The sequence below is a fragment of the Rhizobium sp. P1_E1 genome, from assembly GCF_056406015.1.
Genome location: NZ_JBFUAY010000069.1, coordinates 1 through 13,672, shown reverse-complemented (window position 1 = coordinate 13,672; position 13,672 = coordinate 1). Strand labels below are relative to the sequence as shown.

Sequence of the window (13,672 nt, the reverse complement as noted above, 5' to 3'; positions counted from 1 at the left end):
GAAAAGAACAGCCTGCAAAGAGCATCAGATGACCCTTGTCGACGTCCGCACGCCTGATCCGAAACGCTTCATCCCCGGCGCCACCGGCGACTGGGAAGTCATCGTCGGCATGGAAGTCCATGCCCAGGTGCTGTCGAATTCGAAGCTCTTCTCCGGCGCCTCGACGGAATTCGGCAAGCCGCAGAATTCGAACGTCTCGCTGGTCGACGCAGCCATGCCCGGCATGCTGCCCGTCATCAACGAGGAATGCGTCAAGCAGGCTGTTCGCACCGGCCTCGGCCTGAAAGCCCAGATCAACAAGCGCTCCCTCTTTGATCGCAAGAACTATTTCTATCCCGACCTGCCGCAGGGCTATCAGATCTCCCAGTTCAAGGATCCGATCGTCGGCGAGGGCAAGATCGTCATTTCGCTCGGGCCGGACCGTCAGGGCCAGTTCGAGGATATCGAGATCGGCATCGAGCGCCTGCATCTGGAGCAGGACGCCGGCAAGTCGATGCATGACCAGCACGCAACCATGTCCTATGTCGATCTGAACCGTTCCGGCGTCGCACTGATGGAGATCGTCTCCAAGCCCGACATGCGCTCGTCCGACGAGGCCAAGGCCTATATGACCAAGCTGCGCTCGATCGTGCGCTATCTCGGCACCTGCGACGGCAACATGGACGAAGGTTCGATGCGCGCCGACGTCAACGTCTCCGTCCGCCGCCCGGGCGAGGGTTTCGGCACGCGCTGCGAGATCAAGAACGTCAACTCCATCCGCTTCATCGGCCAGGCGATCGAATATGAAGCCCGTCGCCAGATCGGCATTCTGGAGGAAGGCGGCACGATCGATCAAGAAACCCGCCTCTTCGATCCGAACAAGGGCGAGACGCGATCGATGCGCTCCAAGGAAGATGCGCACGACTATCGTTATTTCCCCGATCCGGATCTGCTGCCGCTTGAATTCGACGATGCCTTCATCAAGGCGCTCGAAGCCGATCTGCCGGAACTGCCTGACGACAAGAAGGTGCGCTTCGTGCGCGAGCTCGGCCTGTCGATCTACGACGCCTCGGTGCTCGTTTCCGAAAAAGCGATTGCCGATTATTTCGAAGCCGTCGCCGCAGGCCGTGACGGCAAGACGGCCGCCAACTGGGTGATCAACGATCTGCTCGGCGCCCTGAACCGGACTGGCAAGGATATCGAGCAGACGCCGGTTTCGCCGGCCCAGCTCGGCGCCATCATCGATCTCATCAAGGCGGGAACCATATCCGGCAAGATCGCCAAGGATCTCTTCGAGATCGTGCTGACCGAAGGCGGCGATCCCGCTGATATCGTCGAGGCGCGCGGCATGAAGCAGGTGACGGATACCGGCGCGATCGAAAAGGCCGTGGACGAGATCATCGCCGCCAATCCCGATCAGGTCGAAAAGGTCAAGGCGAAGCCGACCATGGCAGCATGGTTCGTCGGCCAGGTGATGAAGGCGACCGGCGGCAAGGCCAATCCGCAGGCTGTCCAGGCCCTCGTCAAGGCGAAGCTCGGCATCGAGGAATAAGCGGTGTATTTCGTCCGCACTGCCGGTGAGCGCGACCTGGAGAAGGTGCGCGCCCTCCTGGCGGAGAGCTTTCACGCCACCTATGACGGCCTGCATGGCGTAGCCAGGGTGGAAGATCTGATCGCCAATCTCTTTTCGCCGGCGGCGCTGAAGGCGCGCCTCGTGCGAAAGGATGCCGAATTCCTCGTTGCCGATGACGGCCGCAATATCGGCGGCATGGGTTATGCGGCAATGTCGCAGGCACTGACGAAGACGGTCATCCTGCATCTCCTCTACGTCAGGCCGGCGCTGCAGCGCCAGGGCATCGGCCGCGATATCTTCGCCGAGCTCGAAACCTGCTTCCCGGATGCGGAGATCATGCGTCTCGAAGTCGAACCGCAGAACGCTGCGGCGATCGCCTTCTATCTCTCGCACGGCTTCACCGAGGTCGGCCGCAACGAGAATAGCGGGGCCGGGCAATCCGGCATTCCGGCGCTGATCTTCGAAAAGCCGCTCGAAGGACATTGAGGCCGTGGTGGTCCAGTTGCCCAACATTCTCATTCGCCAGGCAAGCAGGGAAGATCTGCCGGCGCTTGTGGCAATGTTTGCCGCCGATGCGCTTGGCGGTCATGGCGATACCACGGAAGCTGAAGCCTTCCCGGATTATCTCGGGGCCTTTGCCGTCATCGAGGCTTCGCCCGACCAGACACTTTACGTCGCAGAGCGCGGCGGCGAGGTGGTCGGCACGTTCCAGACGATGGTGACCACGTCGCTCACTGGCCGTGGCTCCTCGGCGATGATCATCGAGGCGGTGCAGACGCGTGCCGATATGCGCGGGCAGGGGTCGGTGCCGCGATGATCGAGTTCGCCATTGCCGAGGCAAAAGGCCGCGGTATCAGGCGGGTAGCCCTAACCTCGAATGCGGTGCGTAGGGATGCCCATCGTTTCTATGAAAGGCTGGGCTTCAAGCCCTCGCATCTGGGCTTTAAGATGGCTTTGAAATGACCCGTGGCTGTCGTGGAATCGCTGGACAATTCGGCTTGGCGACGGCATAAGCGAGGAAACGAATTCTGGTTTGGCTCGCATCTGGCGGGCACAAGGAAAAGACATGTGGAATCTTCTGGTTCAGACCTTTACCTGGTGGAACGGTCAGACGATGGGCACGCGTTTTGCGACCTGGCGTTTTGGCAAGCGCGTCGGCGAAGATGAATTCGGCAACGTCTATTACGAAGGCGGCATGTCTTCCTACGGTCTGCCGAAGCGCTGGGTGATCTACAAGGGTTATGCCGAAGCCTCCGCCATTCCGCCGGGTTGGCATGGCTGGATGCATCATCGCACCGATGTTCCTCCGTCCAAGGAGAGCTACGTCGCCAAGGAATGGCAAAAGCCGCACCGTCCCAACCATACCGGTTCACCGCAGGCCTATCGTCCGCCGGGCTCCATCGCCGTTCCGGGCGAGCGTCCACGCGTCACCGGCGATTACGACGCCTGGACGCCGGGTAACTGAGACGGCCCGACCGGGGCGATCCCAAGACCCGGCTTTTGGCCACAATTGACCTTTACCCGCAGGTTGGCCGCGCTTGACCGCGGCCGTGAACTGAAAATGTCTGGAGACGGGTACACATGAAGCTCTTCACGCGGAACAAGGTCCTGCGTGCCGCCGGATCGCTGCTGGCGCTCTCGGCCCTGCTTCCGCCAGTTGCGGCAAATGCGGCACGCATCGAAAATCCGGTTGCCGTCTTCTCCGGCCTCGACAAGATCACCGGCCGCATCACGACGTTCGACGTCTATGTCGATGAGACGGTACAGTTCGGCGCACTGCAGGTGACGCCGAAGGCCTGTTATTCGCGCGACCAGTCGGAAGCGCAGAAGATCGACGGTTTCGTCGAGGTTGACGAGATCACCCTCGACCGCAAGATCCGCCGCATCTTCACTGGTTGGATGTTCGCCGCCAGCCCCGGCCTCAACGCCGTCGAGCACCCGATCTACGACGTCTGGCTGAAAGACTGCAAGACAACCTCGGACGTCCCGGCTCCCGACGGCACCAAGGCGACAGCCCGCTAACACCTCTCATCACGCCTTACAGCGCCGCGCGTCTTTTCAGACGGGCAGACGCTGTAACGCGTTGAATTACGCAATAGCCTGGTGAGCCTATGCAGTGGGTGTCTTGTTCCTGCTGAAAAGGCCCTTGGCAAAGCGAAGCGCAGCGGCGAACACGATGAAGACGAGGACGCCGGCCTTCTTGAAGAAGGCGAGGGCGAATGCCAGCAATCCCACCTTGGCGGCAATCTTGGCGCCCGCGCCGGCAGCAATCATTCCCGCCATCCCATAGGCCGCGATCTTGTCGCCTTCGACATAGTCAGTATAGGCCATCCCCTTGTCGAACTGCACGAGCTTGGTGACGGACGGAATGACGCCCTCGATCTCCGTCAATTGAGCGAGGCCGGCGACGAAGTCGAATTGGAATACACCCTGGCGTCCGAGCACGCGCACGGAATAGTTCAGCGTGTGCTGTGCCTGCGTGTCATCGCCGAACACCAGATCACGCGCCCAGTGCATGGCATGCGCCGAGGTGTCGTAGTGCGGCGTGGAAGCCCAGCCGACAAGCGTGATCTTCTGAAAACCCTGCTTTTCGCGTTCGACGTTGTTTTCCCTGATGGAATCTTTGATGTTTTGCAGCAATTCGTCGTAATTCGTCGTGGCGGCGTCGACATCCGAGACATAGCCGTCGGCGCTGTATTCCACAATGGAGCCCAGGCCTCGACATCGGTCGGTGCGTATTTCGCCGGGAAGATCATTCCCATCGTTCCCTCCGCCGCCGCCGGAGGATTTCCCCAGATATCGACGAGCACCGTCTTCGTGTCGGCAGGGCTGAGATAGTAGAAGTCGGCGTGCACGTTTAGCGTTGCCTTCGCTTCAGGCAGCTTGATCACGCCCTGCTGGAAATCAAGCTTCTCCAGCAACGGCTTTTCCGCGTCGGAAAAATCGGTCCTGCTGGGGAACATGTCCTGGTATGGGCGTGCGCCGGCTTGACCGGTAAACAAGGTCAAAAGGATCGCGGCTGCAAAATATCGTTTCAAAATTCTATCCCCCGTTGTATTTTTCGAACCTAGCCAAATCGGCTGAAAAATCAACGCGTGGACGAATTGATCGCGCTTAAAACTTAAGGTGCGGCGACTCCATCGCCGCAGAAAGCATCAGGGCATAGTCGGCCTTCGGAACGTCGATCGCTCCGAACGTCTTCAGGTGCTCGGTGGTGAACTGCGTGTCGAGCAGCGTGAAGCCCCTTTCCCGCAGCCGGTCGACGAGATGCACGAGGCAGATCTTCGAGGCATCCGTCCGGCGCGAAAACATGCTTTCGCCGAAGAAGGCCGAGCCGAGCGAGACGCCGTAGAGGCCGCCGACCAGTTCATCGCCCTCCCAAGCTTCGACCGTATGGGCATGGCCCATGTCGAAGAGCGTCGAGTAAAGTGATCTGATCGTCTTGTTGATCCAGGTGCTGGGGCGCCCGGATGTCTCCTCCGCACAGGCAGCGATCACCTCATCGAACGCGTGATCGAAACGGATCTCGAAGGAGTTCTTGCGCACTGTCTTGGCAAGGCTCTTCGACACATGGAAATGGTCGAGCGGCAGCACGCCGCGCAGTTCCGGCTCGACCCAGAAGATCTCCGGGTCGTCGGCGGATTCGGCCATCGGGAAGAGGCCGATGGAATAGGCGCGCAGGAGAATGTCAGGGGTGATGCCTGGTGACTTCCTGCGCGATCCTGCCATTCCTGTCCTATGCCGCCGGTGTGTTGGCGAGGTAGTGTTCCAGCCAGTGGATGTCGTAGTCGCCGTTGGCGATATCCTGGTTGGAGACGAGATCCTGGAACAGCGGCAGCGTCGTATTGATGCCGTCGACGACAAATTCGTCAAGCGCCCGGCGCAGGCGCATCATGCATTCGACCCGGGTACGGCCGTGCACGATCAGCTTGCCGATGAGGCTGTCGTAATAAGGGGGGATCTTGTAGCCCTGATAGGCACCGGAATCGATGCGCACGCCAAGGCCGCCCGGCGCGTGGAAATGCGTGATCGTGCCGGGTGAGGGCACGAAGGTCCGCGGGTGCTCGGCATTGATGCGGCACTCGATGGCGTGCCCGGAAAAATGCACTTCGTCCTGAGTCACCGAGAGACCGCCGCCGGAAGCGACGCGGATCTGCTCATGCACCAGGTCGATGCCGGTGATCGCTTCGGTTATCGGATGCTCCACCTGCAGGCGGGTGTTCATTTCGATGAAATAGAACTCGCCATTCTCATAGAGGAATTCGATCGTGCCGGCACCGCGATATTTCAGCTTCTTCATGGCGTCGGCGCAGATCTGGCCGATCTTCATGCGCTGCTCGACGTTAAGTGCCGGCGAATTCGCCTCTTCCCAGACCTTCTGATGCCGGCGCTGCAGCGAGCAGTCGCGCTCGCCGAGATGGATGGCATTGCCTTCGCCGTCGCCGAACACCTGGATTTCGATGTGGCGCGGTTTGCCGAGATATTTTTCCATATAGACGGCATCGTTGCCGAAGGCGGCTGCCGCTTCCGTGCGCGCCGTCGACCAGGCCTCGATCACGTCGGCCTCGCTCTTGGCGACTTTCATGCCGCGTCCGCCGCCGCCGGCGGTTGCCTTGATCAGCACGGGATAGCCGATTTCGGCGGCTGTCTTCAGCGCATCCTCTTCGGTCTTCACTTCGCCGTCCGAACCCGGAACGACGGGAATGCCGAGTTCCAGTGCCGTCGTCTTGGCGGTGATCTTATCGCCCATGATGCGGATATGGTCCGCCGTCGGCCCGATAAAGGTGATGCCGTGGGCTTCGAGGATATCGGCAAACTTGGCATTCTCCGACAGAAAGCCGTAGCCCGGATGCACGGCGTCAGCGCCGGTGATCTCGCAGGCGGCGACGATCTGGTGGATGTTGAGATAGCTTTCGCGCGAGGAGGGTGGGCCGATGCAGACACTTTCGTCGGCAAGGCGCACATGCATGGCATCGGCGTCGGCGGTGGAATGAACCACGACGCAGGCGATGCCGAGCTCCTTGCAGGCCCGAAGCACGCGAAGGGCAATTTCCCCGCGATTGGCGATGAGGATTTTCGAAATCATGGGCATGGGCCTATTCGATGACGACGAGGGCTTGGCCGTATTCGACGGGATGCCCGTCATCGACAAGGATCTCGGTCACCTTGCCTGACTTCGGCGAGGGGATCTGGTTCATCGTCTTCATCGCTTCTATGATCAGGAGCGTCTGGCCTTCCTTGACGGTCGCGCCGACTTCGATGAAGGCACGCGCGCCCGGAGCCGGCGCCATGTAGACGGTGCCCACCATCGGTGCATTGACGACATTGGCCGGGTTGCGGCCGGGAGCTGCGGCCGGGGCGGCAGCGACTGCCGCAGCGGCGGCTGCAGGCGCGGCATAACCAGGTGCTGCGATCGGCGCCTGAAYATATTGCGGCGTGCCGGCGCGCGAAACCCGGATACGCAGGTCGTCCTGCTCGACCTCGATCTCCGTCAGATCCGTTTCGTTGAGAATATTGGCGAGATCGCGGATCAGTGCCTGGTCGATACCCGATTTCTTTTCAGCCATGGTGTTGCCCTGTCTTCTTCTTATGCCGTGATGTTCTTCAGCGCGTGGAGCGCCAGGATGTAGCTGTGAGGCCCGAAGCCACAGATCACGCCTTTGCATGCCGGCGCGATCATCGACTTGTGGCGGAATTCTTCCCGTGCATGCACGTTGGATATGTGGAGCTCGACGACGGGAACTGATATAGCGCGGATCGCATCATGCAGCGCGACCGATGTATGCGTATAGGCGCCTGCATTGATGGCGACGCCGACGGCCTTTTCGTCGGCCTCATGGAACCAGTCGACGAGCGTGCCTTCGTGGTTGCTCTGGCGGAAGTCGATATCGAGGCCGAGTTCGCGGCCTGCGGCCTTGCAGTCTGCCTCGATGTCCTTGAGCGTCTTGCCGCCATAAATGCCGGGCTCTCGTTTACCCAGCATGTTCAGGTTGGGGCCGTTCAGGACAAAAATCGTTTGCGTCATCGAATGTTCCGTAAAATGTACGACGGCAACCTATAGACTCCGCGAAGGCCGATTGAAAGCCCTTACGGATTGGCCAGCAGGAATCGCGCCACATTTGTCCACATGGTTGAAACGCTTCGATTTTGGCGATTTGATGGGCGGCCGGGRGCTCAAGCATGTCGCGCAAAAGTGTGCAGCGGTTTTGCGACAACGACATGCGCAAACATAAATATCTAAAGCGCGAGGGGCGCAAACTGAAAGATTGCGACGCGCTTTGGTTTGCTCAGCAGGCGGTCTTGCCGCAGCTGCGCATGTTCTTGACCTTGGCTTCGAGATCGTCGAGCCCGACGGCGCCTGGCACCAATTCATTGCCGATCACATAAGACGGCGTGCCGCTGATGCCGAGACTGGAGGCGAGCTGGTAGGTCGCCTGGACGATTCCGTCATTCGGGCTCTTTGCCATCTCCGCGCGGATCTTGTCCTCGCTGACGCCGAGCGAAGTAGCGACCGCGATCGCTGTTTCGTCGGAGGCTCGGCCTTCGGTGCCGAGAAGGGCGACGTGGAAATCGGCATATTTCTCCGGTGCCAGCTTGCGGAAGGCGTCGGCCACCTTGTGGGCGGCGACCGAATCAGGCCCGAGGATCGGGAATTCCTTGAGGACGAAACGGACGTTCTTGTCCTTTTTCAACATGGCCTGCATGTCGGGAAGCGCATGACGGCAGTAGCTGCAATTGTAATCGAAGAATTCGACGACAGTGACATCGCCCTTGGGATTGCCGAGCGTGACGTCGTTCTTCGACTCGAAGATGTCGGTGGTGTTCTCTTCGATCGCCATATTGGCCTTCACCACGCGCTGGGCTTCCTGCTTCTTCTGCAGCGCATCCTGGACTTCCAGCATGATCTCGGGATTCTCGATCAGGTATTGCTTGATGAATTCGCCGAACTCCTTCTTCTGCTGGTCGTCGAGCGCTGCCGCCGGAAGCGGAAGGGCGATCGATGCGGCCAGCGCCAGTGCGGTGAAGGTTTTCGAGAAGAAGGCCATGATATCCTCGTCATCGGCAATGTGGTCGTCTTGGTCAAGAAGACCATCGCCGGGTTATGGACTTGAATGCGTCGCGTCAAGGTACGGTGCGTTCGGTTCTGCTCAAACAGGAATTTTCACCCCCGCGCGACCCTCGCGGGATTGTGATGAGCCGATTAATGCGGCAATTGTCTGGCCGTCATTGAAGAAGCTGAGCGAGAAACGATCTTGTTTTCCATATCCAAACGCAGCGAAGTCGAGCCTTTTCACGCCATGGACGTCTTGGCGGAGGCGACGAAGCGGCGTGCGACCGGCCATCCCGTGATCTCGATGGCGGTCGGTCAGCCCTCGCATCCGGCACCTCAAGCGGCACTCGAAGCGGCGCGCACAGCCCTTACCGAAGGCCGGATCGGTTATACCGATGCGCTGGGAACGGCGCGGCTGAAATCGGCGCTCGCCTGGCACTACAAGGATCGCCACGGCCTGGAGATCGATCCCACGCGCATCGCCATCACCACCGGCTCCTCGGCAGGTTTCAATCTCGCCTTCCTGTCACTCTTCGATGCCGGCGATGCTGTGGCGATCGCAAGACCTGGTTATCCCGCCTATCGCAATATTCTCGGCGCGCTGGGCCTGAAGGTTCTCGAAGTGCCGGTAACGGCCGAGACCCAGTTCACCCTGACGCCGCAAAGCCTCGAGGCCGCACAGAAGCAAAGCGGCATGACGCTGAAGGGCGTGCTGCTCGCAAGTCCCGCCAACCCGACCGGCACCGTGACCGGCCGCGATGGGCTGCAGGCGCTTGCAGATTATTGCGCGGCCCATTCCATCGCCTTCATCTCCGATGAAATCTACCACGGGCTGACCTTCGCCGGCGAGGAGACGAGCGCGCTGGAACTGACCGACGAGGCGATCGTCATCAACTCCTTCTCCAAATATTATTGCATGACCGGTTGGCGAATCGGCTGGATGGTGCTGCCGGCACGCCTGGTGCGGCCGATCGAGCGGGTGGCGCAGAGCCTCTACATCTCCCCGCCGGAGCTCTCCCAGATCGCCGCCACGGCCGCTCTTGGCGCTGGCGCGGAGCTCGATCGTTATAAGGCGAGCTATGCCACCAACCGCGACTTGCTGATGCGGCGACTGCCGCAGATCGGGTTTTCGATCGCGTCGCCGATGGACGGTGCGTTCTACGCCTATCTCGACGTCACCCGCTTCACCAATGACAGCATGGGCTTTGCCAAACGCATGCTCGCGGAAATCGACGTCGCCGCGACGCCCGGTCTGGATTTCGATCCGCTGGAGGGAAATCGAACGCTGCGTCTGTCCTATGCGGGCTCGCAAGCGGAGATCGCCGAGGCGGTGGAGCGAATCGCAGCCTGGTTGAAGTAGCGTCCGCTGCCCGGCAAGCGGCAGTGCGCTCTCCAATCCTCAACTGCGTCGCGAAAACAACGAAGCAAAGGTCGAAGACGGTTTGTTGTTCAGCCGCGGCACCACCACGAGCTGCTTGATGTCGCCGCGCTTGTAGGCGGCGAGGAAACGGCGGTAGTCCTTGAAGGAGACACAGCCGTTGGAATCGCCGTTCTTGCCGAGCATGTAGGTATGGGCGAGAAGGCCGACACGGTCATAGATGGCGTCCGAACCCTCGACCGGCGTCAACCGCAGCGCCTCGACACCATGGAAAAGGCTCTCGCGCATGGTGAGGACATAGGTGTGTGGCGGCGTTGGTCCGCGCATCTTCTTGTTCACGAAACGCGGGTTGTCGCGCATCTTGCCGAGCCCGGAATGGGCCTCGAGCCGTTCGCCGTTCGGCAGGTAGACGGTGCTGTTTTCGATATCGTAGATCGCCACGCCTGCGCGCAGCTTCGGCGAGAAGACCGGCTTGTCGTAGCGCGGCACTGCGTCGTCCTCGTCATCCTCGATCGGCGAGTTCGGCTGGGCATAGGCAAGCGCTGGCTCACCAGAACGCTGCGAGCCCTTGGAGGCCAGTGCCGGTTTGCCGATGAGGCCATCAGGACGTGCCATCGGCAGCGGCACGGAACCTTCGTCCGGCGCCAGCACGAGATCAAAGGGTGGCGCGTCGTCTGCGGCGGCAACGACCACCGGTGCAGGTTCCGATGCGGGAATGGAGGCCGTTCTGACAGGAGGTGTGGTTGGCTCGACCGGAGCCGGCGCGATTTGCCGGGATCCGGCATCGGCAAGCGCAAGCAGGGCCGGGAGTTCAACTGCGGCGACGGCCTCCTTCGAGGGAACGATGATCCGGTCGCCGTCGTCTTCTTCCGTCTCTGCCGAGGCGAGTTCGACCGGCGGCGGTGCGATCACATCGTCCTTGCGGAATTTGACGCTGTCGGAAATCGCGGCCACGACCGGCTGCTCGGCAGCCATGGCGAGCCGATTGTTTTTGGCGAGAACCGCGAGCGCCGTTGCAGCGGCGGCGGTCTTTTCAGCATGGGATTGAATGAGGCTCGCCGTCAGCGGTACCTTCGGCTTCGCATCGAAGGCAGCCAGCCGATCGGCCTTGCCGACATGGATCAGCCGCTCATGGTGCGGTGACGGAGCCACCTTCGGCGCAGTGCCGACCTGTGCCAGGCGATCGGACGGAGAATAGGGAGCGGCTATCGAGTGCATCGTCGCGAAGGTCGCGATCAGCCATGTGGAGGTCAGAAATCCGGCGCCGACGACACCGTAAAGGAAACCGCGAGATCTGCGCCAACGGAAAGCAGATCCGCCGAGAAGGGTGACGTCATCGAACGTCCCGACCGCACACGCCATACTACACTCGTCTTTCAAACTCGCTACGCAGGCCGGCGGCACTGACTGACTTAACTTCGCCGGGGCCGGTACAGGCGCAAATGGGCCGAATTTAGACCACCCACGACGTCCGACTGTCTCGCAAGGATGACGAATTATGGTTTCTAATTTGTTTACGCGGCGTTGCAGTTTTTCACGGCGTCTCAAAAAGAGATGCGTTGGGCGTCTCAGGCGCGCTCCATCACATAACTTCCCGGCGCTTCCTCGATCGCGTTCAACGCATCGCCGCCGGGTTTGCGGGCAGGCACGCGTCTGCCGTCATGCGTCTCGATCCAGGCCTGCCAATGCGGCCACCATGACCCCGGGGTCTCCGTCGCCTGGTCGAGCCAAGTCTCGTAGTCTCCCTTGGCGGGTCCGCCCGTCCAGAATTGATACTTCTTCCTGTCGGGCGGATTGACGACGCCGGCGATATGTCCCGAGCCGGTCACGACAAATTCCACCTTGCCACCGAAGAACCGGCTGCCGAGGAAGACGGACTTGGCAGGTGCGATGTGATCCTCGCGGGTGGCGAGATTATAGATCGGGATCTTCACGTCCTTCAGCGACACGGGCTTGCCATCGAGGATCATCTCGTTCTGCGTCAGCGCATTGTTGAGATAGCAATTGCGCAGATAGAAGGCATGGTTTGCCGCCGCCATGCGGGTCGAATCGGCGTTCCAGAACAAGAGGTCGAAGGGCAGGGGATCCTGGCCCTTGAGGTAGTTGTTGACGAAATAAGGCCAGATCAGTTCCGAGGCGCGCAGCATGTTGAAGGCCATCGACATCTTCGTGCCGTCGAGATAGCCGGCCGCCTGCATATGCTCTTCGAGCGATTCAAGCTGCTCCTCGTCGACAAAGACCTTGAGGTCGCCGGCATGGGTGAAGTCGACCTGGGTGGTGAAGAGTGTCGCGGTCTTGATGCGCTTGTTCTTCTCCTTGGCATGCAGCGCCAGTGTCGCGGCCAGCAGCGTGCCGCCAACGCAGTAGCCGACGGCGTTGACGTCCTTCTCGCCTGTCGCCTTCTCGATTGTATCAAGCGCGAAATCGATGCCTTCGCGGGCATAAGCCGTCCAGTCCTTCTCGGCGTGGCGCGCATCCGGGTTGACCCAGGAAATGACGAACACCGTCTGACCCTGGTCGACGCACCATTTGATGAAGGATTTTTGCGGGTTGAGGTCGAGAATATAGAACTTGTTGATCCAGGGCGGGCAGATCAGCAGCGGCCGCTTCAGCACGGTTTCGGTCGAAGCCTCGTACTGGATGATCTGGCAGATGTCGTTCTGGGCGATCACTTTGCCTGGCGTCAGCGCCATATCGCGGCCGACGGCGAATTTCGTCATGTCGGTCTGGCGAAGACGAAGGTCGCCATGTCCGGCAGCGATATCCTCGGCCAGCATCTTCATCCCGCGCACCAGATTGGCGCCGCTGGTCGCGATCGTCTCGCGGTAGAGCTGCGGATTGGTGGCGATGAAGTTGGTCGGCGAGAGCGCTGCCGTGATCTGCTTCACGTAGAAGCCGGCCTTGTGCTTGGTGTGCTCGTCGAGGCCATCAGTCTCCGACACCATCTTTTCCACCCAGTCGGTGGTGACGAAATAGACCTGGCGGAGAAAATCGAAGAATGGATTCTTCTGCCAGTCCTCGTCCGAGAAGCGCTTGTCCTTGCGGGTGTCCGGCTCGGGAGGCGTGGGATCACCCTGCATTCGTTGCATCGAGCGCATCCAGATGCCGAAGAACGAGGACATCAGCTGTGTCTGTGCCTCGAAGGTGCGGCGCGGATCGGAAATCCAGTATTCGGTAACCTTGGAAAGCGTCTTGACCATGTCGGTCATCGGATCGACGGTGCTTTCGGTGATCTCGCCGCGTTCGCGCGGCGCAAGCCAGGCAGACGCTGCTTGTCCGAGATTTTCGAGCGCCCGGGCGAAATTCATCGCCATGGCCTCAGGATCCTTCAACAGATAGGGATCGAGATCGGTCGCGTCGAAGCCGGCCTTGCCGCCATTCTCCTGCTTGCTGTCGGTCACCATTTCCTCCGGCGGCAGCACCACTCTTTTTATGCGTTCGTTGTACATCGTGATTGAACGAGAAAACAAGTTCCACCCGCATCGGCTCATGCTATTGCTTTGTGGCTGCGACAAATTTAACAGTCGAAGCAGTCAGAACTGGATTTTGAGGCATGACGAAGAACGGCATTCGGCGCATCGCAACCTTCAACCGCACCGCACTGATCTGCGCCGCGGCGGCGATGGCCCTTGCCGGATGCAATCTGACGGCGGAACAAAAGGCCGCTGCCGCTGCCAAGCGAGCGGCGCCG

The 13,672-nt window shown here is 60.6% G+C and carries 12 protein-coding genes and 2 pseudogenes; 6 read left to right on the top strand and 8 right to left on the bottom strand.

The window, feature by feature from the left end:
* Positions 1-28: 28 nt before the first annotated feature.
* The 5 genes and pseudogenes from gatB to AC1D1Z_RS21340 all read left to right on the top strand — a co-directional run bounded on the left by gatB (position 29) and on the right by AC1D1Z_RS21340 (position 3,574).
* Positions 29-1,531 carry an Asp-tRNA(Asn)/Glu-tRNA(Gln) amidotransferase subunit GatB gene (gene gatB / locus AC1D1Z_RS21360; RefSeq protein WP_130716305.1) on the top strand — a complete coding sequence of 501 codons (1,503 nt, stop codon included), beginning with the start codon at positions 29-31 and terminating at the stop codon, positions 1,529-1,531.
* Positions 1,532-1,534: 3 nt separating this feature from the next.
* Positions 1,535-2,038, top strand: a complete 504-nt coding sequence (locus tag AC1D1Z_RS21355) for a GNAT family N-acetyltransferase (protein WP_131647059.1) — start codon at positions 1,535-1,537, stop codon at positions 2,036-2,038.
* A 16-nt stretch (positions 2,039-2,054) separates the two neighbouring features.
* A pseudogene (locus AC1D1Z_RS21350) lies at positions 2,055-2,515 on the top strand (N-acetyltransferase family protein).
* Positions 2,516-2,618: 103 nt separating this feature from the next.
* Entirely contained in the window at positions 2,619-3,017 is a 399-nt protein-coding gene (locus AC1D1Z_RS21345; RefSeq protein ID WP_018241831.1) for an NADH:ubiquinone oxidoreductase subunit NDUFA12, read from the top strand.
* Positions 3,018-3,133: 116 nt separating this feature from the next.
* Entirely contained in the window at positions 3,134-3,574 is a 441-nt protein-coding gene (locus AC1D1Z_RS21340; protein WP_028732032.1) for a DUF2155 domain-containing protein, read from the top strand.
* 87 nt (positions 3,575-3,661) lie between these two features.
* Here the strand turns inward: AC1D1Z_RS21340 and AC1D1Z_RS21335 are convergent.
* The 6 genes and pseudogenes from AC1D1Z_RS21335 to AC1D1Z_RS21310 form a co-directional block, all read right to left on the bottom strand.
* Positions 3,662-4,590 (bottom strand): annotated as a pseudogene (locus AC1D1Z_RS21335) (DUF2167 domain-containing protein).
* A 76-nt stretch (positions 4,591-4,666) separates the two neighbouring features.
* The gene (aat, locus tag AC1D1Z_RS21330; protein ID WP_131647060.1) at positions 4,667-5,281 is read right to left on the bottom strand and encodes a leucyl/phenylalanyl-tRNA--protein transferase; all 615 of its coding nucleotides are present in this window, start codon (positions 5,279-5,281) and stop codon (positions 4,667-4,669) included.
* A gap of 7 nt (positions 5,282-5,288) precedes the next feature.
* The gene (gene accC / locus AC1D1Z_RS21325; protein ID WP_205929469.1) at positions 5,289-6,644 is read right to left on the bottom strand and encodes an acetyl-CoA carboxylase biotin carboxylase subunit; all 1,356 of its coding nucleotides are present in this window, start codon (positions 6,642-6,644) and stop codon (positions 5,289-5,291) included.
* Between the two features lie 4 nt (positions 6,645-6,648).
* Complete coding sequence (gene accB, locus AC1D1Z_RS21320; RefSeq protein WP_477851648.1) at positions 6,649-7,119, bottom strand: acetyl-CoA carboxylase biotin carboxyl carrier protein; 471 nt, start codon at positions 7,117-7,119, stop codon at positions 6,649-6,651.
* A 20-nt stretch (positions 7,120-7,139) separates the two neighbouring features.
* Complete coding sequence (gene aroQ, locus AC1D1Z_RS21315) at positions 7,140-7,577, bottom strand: type II 3-dehydroquinate dehydratase (protein WP_018241837.1); 438 nt, start codon at positions 7,575-7,577, stop codon at positions 7,140-7,142.
* A 262-nt stretch (positions 7,578-7,839) separates the two neighbouring features.
* Positions 7,840-8,598 carry a DsbA family protein gene (locus AC1D1Z_RS21310; RefSeq protein ID WP_131647061.1) on the bottom strand — a complete coding sequence of 253 codons (759 nt, stop codon included), beginning with the start codon at positions 8,596-8,598 and terminating at the stop codon, positions 7,840-7,842.
* A gap of 207 nt (positions 8,599-8,805) precedes the next feature.
* Here AC1D1Z_RS21310 and AC1D1Z_RS21305 point away from each other — a divergent pair, with 207 nt between their 5' ends.
* Positions 8,806-9,963, top strand: coding sequence for a pyridoxal phosphate-dependent aminotransferase (locus tag AC1D1Z_RS21305; RefSeq protein WP_018445594.1), 1,158 nt, complete (start codon positions 8,806-8,808; stop codon positions 9,961-9,963).
* 39 nt (positions 9,964-10,002) lie between these two features.
* Here AC1D1Z_RS21305 and AC1D1Z_RS21300 read toward each other — a convergent pair whose 3' ends face one another.
* Both AC1D1Z_RS21300 and AC1D1Z_RS21295 read right to left on the bottom strand, forming a co-directional pair.
* A complete protein-coding gene (locus tag AC1D1Z_RS21300; RefSeq protein ID WP_018445593.1) occupies positions 10,003-11,343 on the bottom strand; it encodes a DUF2778 domain-containing protein in 1,341 nt (446 codons plus the stop codon).
* 206 nt (positions 11,344-11,549) lie between these two features.
* Complete coding sequence (locus tag AC1D1Z_RS21295) at positions 11,550-13,385, bottom strand: PHA/PHB synthase family protein (RefSeq protein ID WP_222334251.1); 1,836 nt, start codon at positions 13,383-13,385, stop codon at positions 11,550-11,552.
* Between the last annotated feature and the right edge of the window lie 287 nt (positions 13,386-13,672).